16 protein-coding genes are annotated in these 16,998 nt (G+C 53.7%); 6 read left to right on the forward strand and 10 right to left on the reverse strand.

What is annotated here, in order from left to right; genetic code table 11:
* Positions 1-3 precede the first annotated feature (3 nt).
* The 4 genes from nirC to tsgA all read right to left on the reverse strand — a co-directional run bounded on the left by nirC (position 4) and on the right by tsgA (position 5,408).
* Positions 4-813: a nitrite transporter NirC gene (gene nirC / locus HV041_RS22015; protein WP_003023587.1), complete on the reverse strand. Its 810-nt coding sequence runs from the start codon at positions 811-813 to the stop codon at positions 4-6.
* 275 nt (positions 814-1,088) lie between these two features.
* A complete protein-coding gene (nirD, locus tag HV041_RS22020; protein WP_005121659.1) occupies positions 1,089-1,415 on the reverse strand; it encodes a nitrite reductase small subunit NirD in 327 nt (108 codons plus the stop codon).
* Positions 1,412-3,955, reverse strand: coding sequence for an NADPH-nitrite reductase large subunit (nirB, locus tag HV041_RS22025; protein ID WP_101743306.1), 2,544 nt, complete (start codon positions 3,953-3,955; stop codon positions 1,412-1,414). Before nirB ends, nirD begins: the two co-directional genes overlap by 4 nt.
* Before the next feature lie 271 nt (positions 3,956-4,226).
* On the reverse strand, positions 4,227-5,408 hold the full coding sequence (gene tsgA, locus HV041_RS22030; RefSeq protein WP_048213538.1) for an MFS transporter TsgA: 1,182 nt from the start codon (positions 5,406-5,408) through the stop codon (positions 4,227-4,229).
* Between the two features lie 264 nt (positions 5,409-5,672).
* Between tsgA and ppiA the strand changes: the two genes are divergently transcribed.
* From ppiA to HV041_RS22055, 5 genes are all read left to right on the forward strand, one after another.
* Positions 5,673-6,245 carry a peptidylprolyl isomerase A gene (gene ppiA, locus HV041_RS22035; protein WP_121585143.1) on the forward strand — a complete coding sequence of 191 codons (573 nt, stop codon included), beginning with the start codon at positions 5,673-5,675 and terminating at the stop codon, positions 6,243-6,245.
* 106 nt (positions 6,246-6,351) lie between these two features.
* Positions 6,352-6,519: a YhfG family protein gene (locus tag HV041_RS22040; protein WP_071887396.1), complete on the forward strand. Its 168-nt coding sequence runs from the start codon at positions 6,352-6,354 to the stop codon at positions 6,517-6,519.
* On the forward strand, positions 6,509-7,111 hold the full coding sequence (locus HV041_RS22045; protein WP_061068723.1) for a putative adenosine monophosphate-protein transferase Fic: 603 nt from the start codon (positions 6,509-6,511) through the stop codon (positions 7,109-7,111). Before HV041_RS22040 ends, HV041_RS22045 begins: the two co-directional genes overlap by 11 nt.
* A 31-nt stretch (positions 7,112-7,142) precedes the next feature.
* Entirely contained in the window at positions 7,143-7,706 is a 564-nt protein-coding gene (gene pabA, locus HV041_RS22050; RefSeq protein ID WP_121585142.1) for an aminodeoxychorismate synthase component 2, read from the forward strand.
* A gap of 85 nt (positions 7,707-7,791) precedes the next feature.
* A complete protein-coding gene (locus HV041_RS22055; protein WP_121585141.1) occupies positions 7,792-9,009 on the forward strand; it encodes an aspartate aminotransferase family protein in 1,218 nt (405 codons plus the stop codon).
* Between the two features lie 43 nt (positions 9,010-9,052).
* Here HV041_RS22055 and HV041_RS22060 read toward each other — a convergent pair whose 3' ends face one another.
* Both HV041_RS22060 and crp read right to left on the reverse strand, forming a co-directional pair.
* Positions 9,053-11,140, reverse strand: coding sequence for a YccS/YhfK family putative transporter (locus tag HV041_RS22060; protein ID WP_121585140.1), 2,088 nt, complete (start codon positions 11,138-11,140; stop codon positions 9,053-9,055).
* A 51-nt stretch (positions 11,141-11,191) separates the two neighbouring features.
* Complete coding sequence (crp, locus tag HV041_RS22065) at positions 11,192-11,824, reverse strand: cAMP-activated global transcriptional regulator CRP (protein ID WP_000242758.1); 633 nt, start codon at positions 11,822-11,824, stop codon at positions 11,192-11,194.
* A gap of 306 nt (positions 11,825-12,130) precedes the next feature.
* On the opposite strand from crp, the gene HV041_RS22070 reads away from it, so the two are divergent.
* Complete coding sequence (locus HV041_RS22070) at positions 12,131-12,535, forward strand: OsmC family protein (RefSeq protein WP_043018552.1); 405 nt, start codon at positions 12,131-12,133, stop codon at positions 12,533-12,535.
* A gap of 98 nt (positions 12,536-12,633) precedes the next feature.
* Here the strand turns inward: HV041_RS22070 and HV041_RS22075 are convergent, their stop codons facing one another.
* The 4 genes from HV041_RS22075 to HV041_RS22090 all read right to left on the reverse strand — a co-directional run bounded on the left by HV041_RS22075 (position 12,634) and on the right by HV041_RS22090 (position 16,899).
* A complete protein-coding gene (locus HV041_RS22075; protein ID WP_048213534.1) occupies positions 12,634-13,503 on the reverse strand; it encodes a phosphoribulokinase in 870 nt (289 codons plus the stop codon).
* A 53-nt stretch (positions 13,504-13,556) separates the two neighbouring features.
* Positions 13,557-13,775 carry a YheU family protein gene (locus HV041_RS22080; RefSeq protein WP_048213533.1) on the reverse strand — a complete coding sequence of 73 codons (219 nt, stop codon included), beginning with the start codon at positions 13,773-13,775 and terminating at the stop codon, positions 13,557-13,559.
* A complete protein-coding gene (locus tag HV041_RS22085; RefSeq protein WP_121585139.1) occupies positions 13,772-14,794 on the reverse strand; it encodes a hydrolase in 1,023 nt (340 codons plus the stop codon). The genes HV041_RS22080 and HV041_RS22085 overlap by 4 nt, the downstream gene beginning before the upstream one ends.
* 203 nt (positions 14,795-14,997) lie before the next feature.
* Positions 14,998-16,899: an ABC transporter ATP-binding protein gene (locus HV041_RS22090; protein ID WP_048213531.1), complete on the reverse strand. Its 1,902-nt coding sequence runs from the start codon at positions 16,897-16,899 to the stop codon at positions 14,998-15,000.
* Positions 16,900-16,998: the final 99 nt, after the last annotated feature.

The following is a 16,998-nucleotide window of genomic DNA, read 5'->3' on the forward strand; positions in this document are numbered from 1 at the left end:
TAATTAATTATTGGCAGCAGCCTCTGGCTGGTTGATTTTTGCCGGAGCCGGACGCTCCGATTTTGGCGTAGCATACCAATAACCCAATCCCATGAATACGACACCGGACAAAGTATTACCGAGTGTCACCCACAGAAGGTTATGACCAATTCCGGACAGGGTATAAGCTTCGCTGTGATGACCGAACCAGGAAAGGGCAAACAGCGTCATGTTGGCCACCGAGTGCTCGTAGCCTGAAGCGATAAACGCCAGCAGACACCACCAGATAGCGAGGAATTTTGCCGCGCCTTCGGTGCGGATTGCCATCCAGATTGCCAGACAAACCAACCAGTTACATAGCGCGCCTTTAAAGAACAGCACTGTTGCAGGCGCGGTGGTTTTCGCCAGCGCGACCGAATGGACGATGCTGGTATCGACCGGCAGCAGACTGCCGCCTCCCCAGCTATAAAGCAGGGCGACAAACACGGATCCGACCAGATTTCCCAGCCAGGTTTGCGGCAGGATAGCCCACATTTGGCCGTGGCTGATGGTGCCCGCTTTCACGCCGAGCGTCAGAAACATCGTATGGCCTGTGAATAGTTCGGAACCGGCAATAATCACCAGCGTCAATGCAATACCAAAGGTTGCACCCATCACCAGCGGACGTACGGACGGGTCGAGCAGGTTACCGAGGGTAAAAATAAGGATGATGCCGAGGCCAACGTAGGCCCCTGCCATTGCCGAACTGACCCAGAACCCGAGCGGGTTATTTGCCGACAGGCGTGCGATGCGCGCAGCGTTAGCCGCACACTTATTGATAGTGTCTGTGAACATGTGTTGATTATCCTTTTCTCACTTCATCCTTTGCACTGCGTCTTTGTTGGCTACTGAGTTACTCGTCTCGTCCTGAGACTCGCCCTTACGGGCCGTCGCTGTGCGACGTTCAAATCTGTTCCTGACAGATTTGTCGCTCACCCCAGTCACATAGTGAACTATGTGACTGGGGGTTTGCTCAGTTGCCGCCGCGATGCAGCACAAATGATTTTGTGATAACAATTACAATGAAAAAAATACAAAAAAGGGGAGGCGTTGCGCCTCCCAAAAATTAATTAACCGCGCAGTTGTACCGTGCCGTCTTTCACTCGCGCTTCGTAATGTTTCACGGAGAATTGTTCGTCTTCCATGCACAGCCCATCGCTTAAACGAAAGCGTTGTTTCTTCAGCGGACTGGCGACCCACAATTCGCCCTGATGTTCAGCAATCAACCCACGCGACAGTACGCTGGACTCAAAGAATGGGTCGATATTGCTGATCGCAAACACCTGATCGCTGTGATACGGGCGGAAAATAGCAACCTGCTCAGTACCTAACAGGGCGCAGACGCCTGTCGCAGGCAGAATGTCATCGATTTTGCAGATGTTTTTCCACTGGCTCATGCGTTTTCCTCCACCAGAGTCACCGGAATACGCTCATAAGGCGTAGCCGGACGATGTTGTTCGCGCTCAGGTACAACCTGAACATTCGGATCGCGTTGATCGCTGTTGATAAAGTGTTTAAAGCGAACCTGTGCGGATGGGGTGTTAACCGTTTCTGTCCACTCACACACTACCGCTTCACGCAGACGAGCCATCTCTTCTTCCAGGTGCTGGTTCAACCCCAGTTTGTCGTCGATGATGACTGATTTCAGATACTCGATGCCGCCTTCCAGGTTATCTAACCACGGTGCAGTACGGGTCAGTTTGTCCGCAGTACGGATGTAGAACATCATAAAGCGGTCAAGGTACTTGAGCAGCGTTTCACGATCGACATCGGCCGCCAGCAGGTCTGCATGACGCGGTTTCATCCCGCCGTTACCACAAACGTACAGGTTCCAGCCTTTCTCGGTGGCAATAATACCCACGTCTTTGCCCTGAGCTTCCGCACATTCACGGGTACAGCCGGAGACGCCGAATTTCATTTTGTGTGGGGTACGAATACCTTTGTAGCGATTTTCCAGTTCCACGCCGAAACCGACGCTATCGCCGACGCCATAACGGCACCAGGTGCTACCTACGCAGGTTTTCGCCATACGCAGCGCTTTGGCATACGCGTGACCGGTTTCAAAACCGGCTTCAATCAGCTGACGCCAGATTTCCGGCAGGTCATCTTTCTGCGCGCCGAACAGGCCGATACGCTGAGAACCGGTAATTTTGGTGTACAGGTTAAATTCGCGCGCGATACGACCGACAGCTACCAGGCCTTCCGGGGTAATTTCACCGCCCGCAGAGCGCGGGATCACGGAGTAAGTACCGTCTTTCTGGATATTGGCCAGGAAGTTGTCGTTGGTGTCCTGCAGCGGCGTGTGCTGTGGTTTGAGGATGTACTCATTCCAGCAGGACGCCAGCAGGGAACCGACGGTAGGTTTGCACACTTCACAGCCGTAACCTTTACCGTGTTTAGCCAGCAACTCTTCGAAAGTTTTAATGCCTTCTACGCGGATCAGGTGGAACAGTTCCTGACGTGAATACGGGAAGTGTTCACACAGGTTGTTATTCACTTCGATACCCTGTTTCGCCAGTTCGGCGTTCAGGACCTGCGTTACCAGCGGGATACAACCGCCGCAGCCGGTACCGGCTTTGGTTTCGGCTTTCAGCGCCGCAACGGTGTGGCAACCTTTGTTGATAGCGGCAATCAGCATGCCTTTGGTGACGTCAAAACAGGAACAAATCTGCGCGCTGTCCGGCAGTTTATCCACGCCGATAGACGGCTTACCGCTGCCCGCGTGTGCTGGCAGAATCAGTGAGTCCGGGTTTTCTGGCAGTTCGATGGCGTTCAGCACCAGCTGTAGCAGGTTGCCGTAATCGCTGGTATCACCGACCAGAACCGCACCCAGCAGGGTTTTGTTATCTTCACTAACGATGAGGCGTTTGTAGACTTCTTTGCTTTCGTCGAGGTAAACATAGCTACGCGCTCCCGGTGTACGACCGTGCGCATCGCCAATCCCGCCGACATCCACGCCGAGCAGCTTCAGCTTGGCGCTCAGGTCCGCGCCTTCAAAAGCGTTTTCGGTTTCGAGAATATGGTCAACGGCAACCTGTGCCATTTTGTAGCCCGGGGCCACCAGACCATACACGCGGTTGTTCCAACTGGCGCATTCGCCAATCGCATAGATATCCGGGTCAGAGGTCTGGCAAGAATCGTTGATCACGATCCCGCCGCGCGGCGCGACGTCCAGGCCGCACTGAGTTGCCAGTTTGTCGCGTGGACGAATACCGGTAGAGAAGACGATGAAATCAACTTCCAGTTCGCTACCGTCGGCAAAACGCATGGTTTTGCGCGCTTCGGTGCCTTCCTGGACGATCTCTTTGGTGTTTTTGCTGGTGTGCACACGCACGCCCATGCTTTCAATTTTGCGACGTAACTGCTCGCCACCCATATGATCCAGCTGTTCAGCCATCAGCATTGGGGCGAATTCAATGACGTGAGTTTCAACGCCGAGGTTTTTCAGGGCACCAGCGGCTTCCAGACCCAGCAGGCCGCCACCGACAACGGCGCCGCGTTTGCTACGGCGCGCGCAAGATTCAATGGCGTTGAGGTCTTCAATGGTACGGTAAACGAAGCAGTCCTGGGTTTCCGAACCTTTAATCGGTGGGATCCACGGGTAAGAGCCCGTCGCCATGATCAGCTTATCGTAATAGACCGTACGACCTGCGCTGGAGTGGATTACCTTCTCCTGGCGGTTGATGGTAATTGCGCGTTCGCCCACTAACACCTTAACGCCGTGCTTCTCATAGAATCCTTCACGCACCAGAGAAAGCTCTTCGGCGGTGTGGTGGGAGAAGTAGGAAGACAGGTGTACACGGTCGTACGCTTTGCGGGGTTCTTCACAGAAGACGGTAATATCAAAATTGGCAGCGTCGGATTTATCAAGAAGATCCTCAATAAAGCGATGGCCGACCATACCATTACCGATAATAGCGAGTCTGACTTTGCTCATTTTTGCCTCGATTTCTTTTCTATTACTGCCTACCTTAACGATTCAGCAACCGCACTTATTGATACAAATCAAATTCGGCCTTATATACTCCTTAAGGGGTATATGACTGATTTAACTGCATTTTTATAAGTTACGGAATTAACTGGCTTTTCGTGTTTGTATAAAAAGCGCACAATTTAAGGGGTTTTTGTAAGAATTGGCCTACATGACCAGTGAAAGGAAGAGGGCGCGAGAGTGTGCCGGATAGCACAGATACCATCCGGCAGTGAGATTAATGCGTGGCTGGCGCGTTATGCTGGCGATGACGCGTGACGAACCCAAGAATAAAGCACATCACGAATACGACGGCATACAAACCGTTCGCCGTCTGCAATGCCGCCAGCGGGCCGCTGTGCGCCACAATAGGACCGGTGACCACGAAGGTGAGCATAGTACCGATGGTGCCGCAGGTCAGAACGAAGTTAACCAGTTTTGGTGAGGCGACCTTCGTCTGCTGTGAGCCGAGGGTAATAATGGTGGTATAAATCGCGCTGGAGAAGAAGCCCAGCGTCAGAATGAACCACGGCATATGTTCCGGCGTGCCGGTGATGAACAGATACATCAGAACGGTGGCCAGACCTGCCAGTACGGTCAGGATGCGCTGCAGATCGAAGAATCGCAGGATAAAACTAAACGCCCACATGCCAACCATGTAAGACATCCAGAAGTCGCTGACCAGTTTACCCGCATCGTTCAGGCTCATGCCCAGGCTTTTAGCGTATTCCGGTACCCAGGAGATAAAGCCCAACTGACCGAGGATGTAGCACAGCGCGGCGATCGCCAGGAACAGCACGCCAATACCCCATTTTTCTTTCACTACCGGGGCGTCCGGTTGCTGCGCGTGTTTACCCAGCGCCGGGAATTCGCAGCCAAAGGTCAGCAGGAAAATGGCGACGTAGACCAGGCCGATGCAGGCATAGACCCAATACCATTCGATGCTGCGCGCTAACAGATACGCTGCCACCATCGGGAAAATCATCCCCGCCATGCTGAAGAAGGAGTCGGTAAACAGCAGGCGGGAACCGCGCTGGCGACCTTCGTACATTTGAGTTACCAGGAACGTACCAATCGACATGGTGATACCACTCACCACACCCAATACAAACATGGCCGCAGAGAACAAGGCCAGGCTGTGGCTGAGCATCAGTCCGGCGACCGCCAGGACCATCAGGATGAAGCCAAAACGCAATTGCGTTTTCAGCGGCACGATTTCCATTAGCCATGCATTCAGAAAGATAGAGATCAGAATGCCGGCATTCAGGAAGGTGAAGGTGTTACTCATGCTGGAAACGGGCAAATGGAAGTAATCTGCGATGTTTCCCATCACCATCCCGGTGACAATTACCAACGCACCTGTCAGGGCGTAGGAGAGAAAGCTAATCCATGTGAGCTTGATGCGATTGCTGTTAGTCATGACTGGCCTGTATAGAAGAGTAAGGCGCATTGACTGCGCCGTGAGCGGGCAGATTTTAGGCGCTTTAGTGACGCATTTAAATGTTTATTGGTAATAACTTGGCGCGTTACATTTTTCTATGTGATCGTGATCACATTGATACTTGCAGCCATGAGGTTACATTTGTTTCAGGTACGTAAAATTAAGTAAAGGGATGGCCTTGTCCTTGAAGGCTCTTTAGAATCAATTCACTTGCTTCATTTCTGCTCTTGTTAAGGAATTCTCATGCTCAAATCGACTCTGGCGGCTGTTACAGCTGTTCTCGCTCTTTCTGCTCTCTCTCCCGCAGCACTGGCAGCAAAAGGTGACCCTCATGTTCTGCTGACAACCTCTGCTGGTAACATTGAGCTGGAGCTGAACAGTCAGAAAGCCCCGGTTTCAGTGCAAAACTTTGTCGATTATGTCAACAGTGGTTTCTATAACAACACTACGTTCCACCGTGTGATCCCTGGCTTCATGGTGCAGGGCGGTGGTTTTACCGAGCAGATGCAGCAGAAGAAACCTAACCCGCCAATCAAGAATGAAGCCGATAACGGACTGCGTAACACCCGCGGCACGATTGCTATGGCGCGCACTGCGGATAAAGACAGCGCGACCAGCCAGTTCTTTATCAACATTGCGGACAATGCATTCCTCGATCACGGCCAGCGTGATTTTGGCTACGCTGTCTTTGGTAAAGTTGTGAAAGGTATGGATGTCGCGGATAAGATCTCTCAGGTTCAGACCCACGATGTCGGTCCTTACCAGAATGTTCCGTCAAAACCGATTGTTATCCTTTCAGCCAAAGTCCTGCCGTAATCGTATTTTGCGCGGGCAGCGCTTGCCCGCGTTCTCTCCCTTCTCTGCGTAACCCGAAATTGCTGCTTATACTTGTGGCAAGTGTCGGCTCATTCAGGGAGGTCACGTGAAAAAACTCACCGATAAACAAAAGTCCAGGATCTGGGAACAACGGCGAAATGCCAATTTCCAGGCAAGCCGGCGACTGGAAGGCGTGGATATTCCACGGGTTACTCTGAGCGCTGAAGACGCCCTGGCGCGTCTTGAAGAATTGCGGAGGCACTATGAGCGATAAATTCGGTGATGGACGTGACCCCTATTTGTATCCGGGCCTGAATGTCATGCGTAACCGGCTGGGGGTTCATCAGGCGCAGCGTCTGGCGCAGGCAGCTTATGAGTTGACGGCGCTGCGCGCGGCAACTATCGAATTGGGCCCGCTTAAACGGGGTTTGCCGCATCTGTGTGCTATTCATCGCCAACTCTATCAGGATATTTTTGACTGGGCGGGACATCTGCGAGAAGTCGATATCTACCAGGGCGATACCCGCTTTTGCCATTTCGCTTATATCGAGAAAGAGGGCAATGCGCTGATGCAGGACCTGGAAGACGAGTCCTGGCTGGTGGGGTTGTCGCAAGAAAAGTTTGTCGACCGCCTCGCACACTACTACTGTGAAATTAATGTGCTGCACCCGTTTCGCATCGGCAGTGGTCTGGCGCAGCGTATTTTCTTCGAACAGTTGGCGATTCATGCCGGGTATATACTCAACTGGGAGGGCATCCAGGTTGAGGAGTGGAACCAGGCAAATCAAAGCGGTGCCATGGGGGACCTGTCCGCACTGCAGGCGATATTTCGTAAAGTGGTAAGCGAAGCCCTGGAAACTGAGTAGAATAGCGCGGTTCTTCTGTACCGGAGCCGCCATGATCCTGCTTATCGATAACTACGATTCTTTTACCTGGAACCTGTATCAATACTTCTGCGAACTGGGCGCAGATGTCCTTGTCAGGCGCAACGACGCGCTGACGCTGGCGCAAATTGATGCGCTGAATCCGCAGAAAATAGTGATTTCCCCGGGACCCTGTACGCCGGATGACGCCGGTATTTCGCTGGAGGTTATTCGCTATTTCGCAGGGAAGATCCCTCTGCTGGGTGTTTGTCTGGGCCATCAGGCGATGGCGCAGGCCTTTGGCGCGACCGTGGTGCGGGCAGCGAAAGTGATGCATGGTAAAACGTCGCCGATTACGCATAACGGGCAGGGCGTTTTTCAGGGGCTCGCCAATCCATTAACGGTAACGCGCTACCATTCTCTGGTGGTCGCACCTGAGACGTTGCCTGAGTGCTTTGAGGTGACCGCCTGGAGTGAAACGCAGGAGATCATGGGTATTCGCCACCGGGAGTGGGATATGGAAGGGGTGCAGTTTCACCCGGAGAGTATTCTCAGCGAACAGGGGCATCAGCTGCTGGCTAATTTCCTCAGCCGATGATTTGTGGTTGCTATTCAGTGATTTTTTATTCATATTTTGTGATTATAATTTCACTAGCATTTCTGCTTAACAGGGTGGTAATGACATGGCAACTGAACAAACTGCAATTACACGCGCGACATTCGATGAAGTGATTCTGCCGATTTATGCACCGGCTGAGTTTATCCCTGTAAAAGGGAAAGGGAGTCGAGTATGGGATCAACAGGGTAAAGAGTACGTTGATTTCGCGGGTGGTATTGCAGTTACCGCGTTAGGGCATTGCCATCCGGCGCTGGTTGAGGCGTTAAAAGCTCAGGGCGAAACCCTGTGGCATACCAGCAATGTTTTTACCAACGAACCGGCGTTGCGCTTAGGCCGTAAAATCATTGATGCAACCTTCGCCGAACGCGTACTGTTCATGAACTCCGGTACCGAAGCTAACGAAACCGCCTTTAAGCTGGCGCGCCACTATGCCTGCGTGCGCCATAGCCCGTTCAAAACCAAGATTATTGCCTTCCATAACGCGTTTCACGGTCGTTCGCTGTTTACCGTATCCGTCGGCGGGCAGCCGAAATACTCCGACGGCTTTGGACCCAAACCGGCGGATATCATCCATGTACCGTTTAACGATCTCCATGCAGTCAAAGCGGTAATGGACGATCACACCTGTGCGGTGGTGATCGAACCTATTCAGGGCGAGGGTGGCGTTACTGCGGCAACGCCGGCATTCCTGCAAGGCTTGCGTGAACTTTGTGATCAGCACCAGGCACTGTTGGTATTTGATGAAGTTCAGAGCGGAATGGGGCGTACCGGCTCACTGTTTGCCTATATGCACTACGGCGTGACGCCGGATATCCTGACCAGCGCCAAGGCGCTCGGCGGCGGCTTCCCGGTGAGCGCGGTACTAACCACCCAGGAGATTGCCTCGGCGTTCCACGTGGGCTCGCATGGTTCCACTTACGGCGGTAATCCGCTGGCCTGCGCGGTTGCGGGAGCGGCGTTTGATATCATCAACACGCCGGACGTGCTGGACGGTATTCAGGCCAAACGCCAGGCGTTTGTTCAGCATTTGCAGAAAATTGACCAACAGTTCGACATTTTCAGTGATATTCGCGGGATGGGATTGCTGATTGGCGCCGAACTTAAGCCGCAGTTTAAAGGCCGGGCGCGTGATTTCTTGTACGCCGCGGCGAATGAAGGCGTGATGGTACTTAATGCCGGGCCGGACGTGATGCGTTTTGCGCCGTCGCTGGTGGTGGAGCAGACTGATATCGATGAAGGGATGCAGCGCTTCGCGCAGGCCGTGGCGAAAGTGGTGGGTTGATGGATTGCCGGATAAGGCGTTACGCCGCCATCCGGCAACTCTCTTAACCCTTCATATCCCGCAGTCGGCGGCTCAGCCAGATCCCATGGTGCGGTCGCTGACGCCATGCTACCGACGAAATGGTATGCATGGTGTTTAGATGCCCTAAAACCCGCTGCAGATGCTGCTCAAGAGTGCTTAAAGGCCCATGGGACAGCATCTCTGGCGCCTCGAGAATATTCACATCGCCGGAGCTTCCGGGTCCGTCATATTCCAGCCGCTGCTGACAGCGCTGGATCGCAATTTCACAGGACTCCAGATACCGCTGCGCCAAATCCGGCGTCAGCATCGTATGTTCCCTTGCCAGCGTAGTCATTGCGTTGATGTGTTCGACGATGAACTGGCTATGCGTAACCCACAGTTTCATGTCCGCCAGATAGTGCGAGTTGAACCCAGGCTCCTGCATCGCCTGGTTAAGTGAGTTGAACAGCGTGTTATGCGCCTGGTTGACCCGCATGCGTTGATACGCCAGCGGTGTGGCCTGGGGATCGTTGCTCAGGATCAGGCGAATAGCCTCCTGATCGGCTTCTAACGCATCGTGGGCGTTTTTACGCAGCAAACCGCTCTGCCACTGCGGCCACAGCCAGAGCATTCCGCCAAAGGCGATCAGGCAGCCAGTGACCGTATCGATAAACCGCGGCACGATAAACTGTTCCCCGTTCAGCGTCAGCAGTTGCAGGGTATATACCGCGGTGACCGTAAAGCCGACGGTAGCCCAGCCGTAGTTTTTGCGGATGGTCAGATAACTCACCAGGGTTATCATCAGCATGCCTGCCAGCGTGTAACCTTCCTGAATATGAAAGTGCAGTGTGACGCCGGCGATCACCAGGCCGACGAGCGTCCCTACTGAACGGTGTAAAATACGTACCCGGGTCGCCCCATAGCCATTTTGCGTGACGAACAGGATTGTCATCAAAATCCAGTAGGGTTTTGGCAGGTGTAAGGCGCTGCCCATCAGGCTGGCAATGCTCAACATGACGCTGATGCGTCCGGCATTGCGCAGCGCCGGGGATTTCAACGACAGATAGCTTTTCAGGGCAGGGATCAGCGGCAGTCGACGCTGCTTGTCAGCCATTAAATCCCGGGCATACAGTGGTCGCTGGGTGCGTAGCACACGGGCAATACGGCTGAAGTGCCAGTAGCAAAATTGACCCACCGGATTGTCCGGATGCTGGTTGGCGATTTTCTCCAGCGTGCCAATTTGTTTATCCATTGAAAAACGCGTCGGCAAACGGTGATACAAAATGTCATCGGCCAGAACGCGAAGGCGTTCGGCGACGGTGCGCGCATTCCAGCGAATCACCTGTTCGGCGTGGCTGCGTTCGACCAGCTTTTGCACCTCTTCCGGCTGGTGGAGGCTGACGGAAATATGTTCCTGTAAATCGAGCGCCTCCTGAAAGGCACGTAGCAGGCGTTTATAATCGTTGTTGCGATGCGCCGACAGCATATGCATTTGCTGATAGCACTGGGTAATCAAATCCACCGCTTTTTGTTGGCGCACTAGCAGGGGAGGAAGCGCTTTTTCGGGATCGGCATGTTGGGTCAGCAGGCTGTACTTGGCCTCACAGTAATCGGCTAATTCGCGGTACAACAAGCTGAGCGACTCACGCAGCGGCTGCTCGCGCCACATCCAGAACCAGAACCAGTTGAACAGGCCGTACCACAATGTGCCCAGCGCGTAGATCAGCAGTGGCTCCCAGACGGGCATGTTCCCGGCCAGGCTGAGCGTGAAAATTGCCGCGATAAGCGAGGCAGGTAGTAGTCGCGCATGCAGAGGGCCTAATTCTGCGGTTACACCAAGAATCAGCGTCAGGCCGGTGAGGATCAGCGGCAGCGGTATATCTTTTGCCAGCAGTAACTGCATGATCAGACTGCATCCGGCAAACAAAGACGCGCCAATCACTAAGCGTTTGAAAAAGCGCTTATGCGGGGTATCAAGACCGGCAATATTGCAGCAGGCAGGGACGAGGGAAAAGAGGAGTCCCAGATGAAGCTGACCGATGATAAGACCGACGGCCACAGGTAAACATAGCACCAGCGTTTGTCGTAGTGCGTAGTTGATCTCTGGGTGGTATATCAGTCTTCGCCACATCGGAGCAAACAAAAGTGGCGCATTACGGGGTAACGCGCCACTTCGATGGGGTTAACGTGTGCCGTAGACGACGATGGTCTTACCGTGTGCGGAGATCAGGTTCTGATCTTCCAGCATCTTCAGAATACGACCGACGGTTTCACGGGAACAGCCAACGATCTGGCCAATTTCCTGGCGGGTAATTTTAATCTGCATGCCGTCCGGGTGAGTCATTGCGTCAGGCTGTTTCGCCAGATTCAGCAGAGTCTGGGCGATACGACCAGTTACGTCGAGGAAGGCAAGGTTGCCTACTTTTTCAGACGTTACCTGCAGACGACGAGCCATCTGAGAAGACAGACGCATCAGAATATCTGGGTTGACCTGGATTAATTGGCGAAATTTTTTGTAGGAAATTTCAGCGACTTCACATGCGGTTTTGGCACGTACCCAGGCGCTACGTTCCTGGCCTTCTTCGAAGAGGCCTAATTCACCAATAAAATCGCCCTGATTCAGATAAGAGAGGATCATTTCTTTCCCTTCTTCATCTTTGATCAGCACTGCCACTGAGCCTTTAACGATGTAATACAACGTTTCCGCTTTTTCACCCTGGTGAATCAGCGTGCTCTTCGATGGGTACTTATGAATATGGCAATGAGACAAGAACCATTCGAGAGTCGGGTCTGTTTGCGGTTTGCCAAGCACCATGCGCGGTTATCCTCTGTTATAAGCTGTCTCCAGAGCCAAAAAACAACCTGTCTCTGGGTTTGCAAAAATGTGCTTCCCGCTACCTGGGAAGGGGGCTGTCAATACGTGCGACGGCCTGTAATGTGATGTCCTCTGCATACATGCAGTACGTCAATGTATTACTGTAGCATCCTGACTGTTTTAGCATAGCTTTCGCCGTGTGTCTCCTGGTGTCTCGCTTCAGCATGACGCAGGTCGCCTTCCATTGCGAGAATTGTTATGTACGCGTAATCTGTCAGGAAAATTGAAACATTGGAGTTACGAAATATGCAAGCGCGTGTAAAGTGGGTTGAGGGGTTAACCTTCCTCGGTGAGTCCGCCTCAGGCCACCAAATTTTGATGGACGGTAACTCTGGTGATAAAGCGCCGAGCCCGATGGAAATGGTCTTAATGGCTGCGGGCGGTTGCAGCGCAATTGATGTGGTGTCGATCCTGCAAAAGGGGCGTCAGGATGTGACCAACTGCGAAGTGAAGCTGACCTCCGAGCGTCGTGATGAAGCGCCGCGCCTGTTCACCCATATCAACCTGCATTTCATTGTAACGGGTAACGACCTGAAAGATGCGTCTGTGTCTCGCGCAGTTGACCTCTCGGCGGAGAAGTATTGTTCCGTAGCGCTGATGCTGGAAAAGGCGGTGAACATTACCCATTCTTATGAAGTCGTTGCCGCGTAATTGCTGATGCCGGATGGCGGCGTTGCCTTATCCGGCCTACAGGATGATGTTGAGTCGTAGGCCGGATAAGCGAAGCGCCATCCGGCGCTTTCCACATCTCACTCTATCTTTTTACCTTCCATCAGTCGCTGGACCAGCGGTAGCATAATCAATTCCATCGCCAGACCCATCTTGCCGCCCGGTACGACCAACGTATTGATATGCGAAATGAATGAGCCCTGCAGCATGGCCAGTAGCCAGGGATAATCGATGCCTTCCAGATTACGAAAATGAATCACGACAAAGCTTTCATCCAGTGACGGAATGCTCCTGGCGGCAAAGGGATTAGAGGTATCGACGGTCGGTACGCGTTGGAAGTTAATATGCGTGCGGGAAAACTGTGGGGTGATGTAATTGATGTAATCGTCCATTGAGCGCACCACCGAGTCCATTACCGCTTCACGTGAATGCCCGCGTTCGCTGGTATCGCGGGTCAGCTTCTGGATCCACTCCAGGTTTACGATCGGCACCACGCCAACCAGCAGATCAACATGCCGGGCCACGTTTTGCTGTGGGGTGACAACGCCACCGTGAAGTCCCTCATAGAACAGGACATCCGTCGGTTCAGGCAGCGGCTGCCAGGGCGTAAATGTCCCCGGAACCTGATTCCACGGTACGGCCTCATCGTAGGTGTGCAGATATTTACGCGACTGACCTTTGCCCGTCTGGCCGTATTCAATGAAGGTTTGCTCCAGCAGACCGAAGTCGTTAGCTTCGGGGCCGAAATAGCTGATATGCCGCCCGGCATCGCGTGCTTTGCGAATCGCCATGTCCATTTCCGGACGGGTATAGCGATGAAAACTGTCACCTTCCACCTCGGCGGCGCGCAGATTTAACTGCGCGAAAATTTTACGAAACGCAAGGCTGGTGGTGGTGGTCCCCGCGCCGCTGGATCCTGTTACCGCAATCACCGGATGTTTGGCAGACATAACAACTCCATGAAATGGTTGTAATTATAGTAAAGTCGGCCGGCGGCTACGGGTTACTCGTGAATCTGCTTCCTCGGCATAATGTTGACCGTTTCATGCAGTTCGGACCACACCAGCATGGCCTCACCTGATTGTAGTTGGCGTTTGACGTCGGCGACTTTTTGTTCGAGCGAGCGTTCATGTTCACCATAATCGGTGCCTTCGCGCAAGACAAAGCTTTCAATCAGATTGTCCAGCGCGTCCGGGGAGATGTCTTGCCAGGGGATGATCATGATGACGCCTCCAGATACGTTGTCAGCCAGTCCGGGATTCTGGATTCCAGCCACATCTCCGGATGGCGTATCGTACCGCCAATGAATCCGACATGGCCGCCGTGTTCGGTGAGTTGATATTCCACCTGTGAGGGCAGATTTTCCGGTTCAGGGATCACATGACTATCCATAAACGGATCGTCCTTGGCATGAATAATCAGCGTGGGTTTGGCTATCTGATTAAGCAGCGGCATGGCGCTACACTGACGGTAATAGTCTATCGCATCGGCGAAACCGTGAATTTTGGCGGTGATCAGATCGTCAAAATCGCGAATGCGACGCAGAGATTTCAACTGGGCCAGACTCACCGGCAGCGAGCCAGGATAAGCCTCAAGCTTACGCGAGGCATTGGCTTTCAACAGGTTAAGCAGGTAGCGCTGATAGACCTTGGAGAATCCTTTGTCCATATGGTAACTACAGGCTTCCAGCACGAAAGGCGCGGAGACGATAACCGCGGCATCAATGGGGATCGTGTTCCCTTCTTTTGCCAGCAGGCAGGCCAGCATGTTTCCACCGAGCGAATAGCCAACCGCAGCGGTGGGTACACGACCGAACTCACGCTCCAGCCAGTGTAAAAACCAGGTGCCGTCTTCTGTTTCACCGGAGTGATAAATTCGGTTCAGACGATTGGGTTCACCGCTGCAGCCGCGAAAATGCATCACCACGCCCAGCCAGCCGCGCTTTTTTGCTGCTTCAATCAGGCCGTGGGCGTACGGGCTGTTCAGGCTGCCTTCCAGACCGTGAAAAACCACCAGGCGCGGCTTGTGTTTCGCCTGTTGCGGATCTTCGCTCCATGCCAGATCGACAAAGTCACCATCAGGCAATTCCAGACGCTGCCAGTGGGCATCGAACTTCACCTTGCGGCGAATTAAACGCGGCAGCATCGTCTGTAAATGACGGTTACTGATACCGCGCATCGGGCGGAATTCTCGCGAATCGTCGGTAGGTGGGGTCATTTCTGTGGACGTGATTTCAACCATAACACCAGAGCAATTAATAATCGGAAAGAATAACTATACCGTGCGCAGCGCGTGCGGGTTAGCCAATATGTGATTTTGTCGCCAGTCAGTCAGCAGGTTACGCGAGCCGGGACCGAAACGTAGGCCTGATAAGACGCGCGAACGTCGCCATCAGGCATTTTCGGCTCCGGTGCCGGATGGCAGCTTCGCTTTATCCGGCAGGGCTACTCGGCCAGCATCTGCTCAAGCTGTTCCTGCGCATCCAGCCAGGCCATCTCACACTCTTCCAGCCCGGACTTCGCGCTTGCCTGTTGTTGCAGACATGCCGTGAGCTCAGCTTTACGGCTTTGGTCGTACAGTTCGCTGTCGCCGAGTTTCTCTTCCGCCTGTGCCAGCTGTGCGTGCAGTTTCTCCATCTCTTTTTCCAGACGAGTAATCTCTTTACGCAGCGGTTGCGTCAGGGTGCGCAGCTCCGCTTCGCGACGCTTCTGGTCTTTGCGCGCCTGGGCGCTGTTAACGCTCTCTTTCGCCGGTTCGTCGCCCTGGCTTTCCTGTTTTTGCACATCGCTCAGCCACTGCTGATAATCCTCCAGATCGCCGTCAAACGGCTCGACTTTCTTGTCGTGTACCAGATAGAGGTCGTCGGTGGTGGAGCGAATCAGGTGACGGTCGTGCGAAACCACGACCAGCGCGCCTTCGAAATCGATCAGCGCTTCGGTCAGCGCCTGACGCATATCTAAATCCAGGTGGTTGGTCGGTTCATCGAGCAGCAGTAGGTTCGGGCGCTGCCAGACGATCAACGCCAGCACCAGACGCGCTTTTTCGCCACCGGAGAAGCGGCGAGTCTCTTCGCTGACTTTATCGCCCTGGAAGCCGAATCCGCCGAGGTAGTCTCGCAGTTTCTGCTCAAGCTCCTGCGGCGCCATGCGCGCCAGGTGCTGGATAGGCGATTCATCGGCGCGTAAAAACTCCAACTGGTGCTGAGCGAAGTAGCCCAGCTTGATGCCTTTCGCCAGGCCAATCTCGCCGCTGATGGGGGCCAGTTCGCCGGCCAGCAGCTTAATCAGCGTTGATTTACCCGCACCGTTGCGGCCTAACAGGCCGATGCGAGAACCCGGCACCAGATTCAGTTTGATGGAGTCGAGGATTGTGCGATCGCCGTAGCCAGCACTCACTTTTTCCATTTTCAGCAGCGGATTAGGCAGGCTTTCAGGTTCACGGAAGCTGAAATGGAACGGGTTATCGACATGGGCTGGAGCGATAAGCTCCATACGCTCCAGCATTTTGATACGGCTCTGCGCCTGCTTTGCTTTGGTGGCTTTAGCACGGAAACGATCGATATAGCTTTGCAGATGCGCCACACGCTCCTGCTGGCTTTCGTACATGGCCTGTTGCTGCGCGAGGCGGGTCGCACGCTGGATTTCAAACGCGCTGTAGTTGCCGGTGTACTCGAACATGGTTTGTTGTTCGATATGGATAATTTTATCCACCACCGGATCGAGGAAGTCGCGGTCGTGGGAGATCAAAATCAGCGTGCCCTGATAGCTTTTCAGCCATCTTTCCAGCCAGATCACCGCGTCGAGATCGAGGTGGTTGGTCGGTTCATCGAGCAGCAGCAGGTCTGAACGGCAAATCAGCGCCTGTGCCAGGTTGAGACGCATACGCCAGCCACCGGAGAAGTCGCTGACCGGGCGCTCGAGCTGTTCGTTGGAGAAGCCGAGGCCATGCAGCAGACTGGCGGCGCGTGAACGTACGGTCCAGGCGTCAATGGCATCCAGTTTTCCATGGACGGTGGCAATGGCGTGTCCATCGTTACGTTCGTTGGCATCGTTTAACTGGGCTTCCAGTTGGCGATATTCGCGGTCGCCATCAATCACGTATTCCAGCGCAGGCTGTGGTAACGCAGGCGTTTCCTGATTCACCCATGCGAGCTGCCAGTTTCCCGGGAACGTAAATCCGCCGGCGTCAGCGCTGATTTCATTTTTCAGCAATGCCAGCAGGGTAGATTTACCGCAGCCATTTTTACCCACCAGGCCAACCTTCTGCCCGGGATTAATGGTGGCCGTGGCATTGTCCAGCAAGACGCGCACGCCGCGACGAATTTGTAACGATGAGAAAACAATCATAAGGCGCCGTATGTTCAGACTATGTTAATTTATCATTATGATAATGTAATGTGTGGGCCGTTTGCCGCACCGAGGCGCAATGGTAGCCCAAAACGCCGA

Source organism: Citrobacter sp. RHBSTW-00029, from assembly GCF_014104295.1.
GTDB classification, from domain to species: Bacteria; Pseudomonadota; Gammaproteobacteria; order Enterobacterales; family Enterobacteriaceae; genus Citrobacter; species Citrobacter youngae.

What these genes read in the sequence shown, in the direction of transcription:
- HV041_RS22090 (WP_048213531.1), bottom strand. Translation starts at nt 16,899, where the DNA reads ATGATTGTTTTCTCATCGTTACAAATTCGTCGCGGCGTGCGCGTCTTG.
- nirC (WP_003023587.1), bottom strand. Translation starts at nt 813, where the DNA reads ATGTTCACAGACACTATCAATAAGTGTGCGGCTAACGCTGCGCGCATC.
- tsgA (WP_048213538.1), bottom strand. Translation starts at nt 5,408, where the DNA reads ATGACTAACAGCAATCGCATCAAGCTCACATGGATTAGCTTTCTCTCC.
- HV041_RS22055 (WP_121585141.1), top strand. Translation starts at nt 7,792, where the DNA reads ATGGCAACTGAACAAACTGCAATTACACGCGCGACATTCGATGAAGTG.
- HV041_RS22070 (WP_043018552.1), top strand. Translation starts at nt 12,131, where the DNA reads ATGCAAGCGCGTGTAAAGTGGGTTGAGGGGTTAACCTTCCTCGGTGAG.
- pabA (WP_121585142.1), top strand. Translation starts at nt 7,143, where the DNA reads ATGATCCTGCTTATCGATAACTACGATTCTTTTACCTGGAACCTGTAT.
- nirB (WP_101743306.1), bottom strand. Translation starts at nt 3,955, where the DNA reads ATGAGCAAAGTCAGACTCGCTATTATCGGTAATGGTATGGTCGGCCAT.
- ppiA (WP_121585143.1), top strand. Translation starts at nt 5,673, where the DNA reads ATGCTCAAATCGACTCTGGCGGCTGTTACAGCTGTTCTCGCTCTTTCT.
- crp (WP_000242758.1), bottom strand. Translation starts at nt 11,824, where the DNA reads ATGGTGCTTGGCAAACCGCAAACAGACCCGACTCTCGAATGGTTCTTG.
- HV041_RS22080 (WP_048213533.1), bottom strand. Translation starts at nt 13,775, where the DNA reads ATGATCATCCCCTGGCAAGACATCTCCCCGGACGCGCTGGACAATCTG.
- HV041_RS22060 (WP_121585140.1), bottom strand. Translation starts at nt 11,140, where the DNA reads ATGTGGCGAAGACTGATATACCACCCAGAGATCAACTACGCACTACGA.
- HV041_RS22045 (WP_061068723.1), top strand. Translation starts at nt 6,509, where the DNA reads ATGAGCGATAAATTCGGTGATGGACGTGACCCCTATTTGTATCCGGGC.
- HV041_RS22075 (WP_048213534.1), bottom strand. Translation starts at nt 13,503, where the DNA reads ATGTCTGCCAAACATCCGGTGATTGCGGTAACAGGATCCAGCGGCGCG.
- nirD (WP_005121659.1), bottom strand. Translation starts at nt 1,415, where the DNA reads ATGAGCCAGTGGAAAAACATCTGCAAAATCGATGACATTCTGCCTGCG.
- HV041_RS22085 (WP_121585139.1), bottom strand. Translation starts at nt 14,794, where the DNA reads ATGGTTGAAATCACGTCCACAGAAATGACCCCACCTACCGACGATTCG.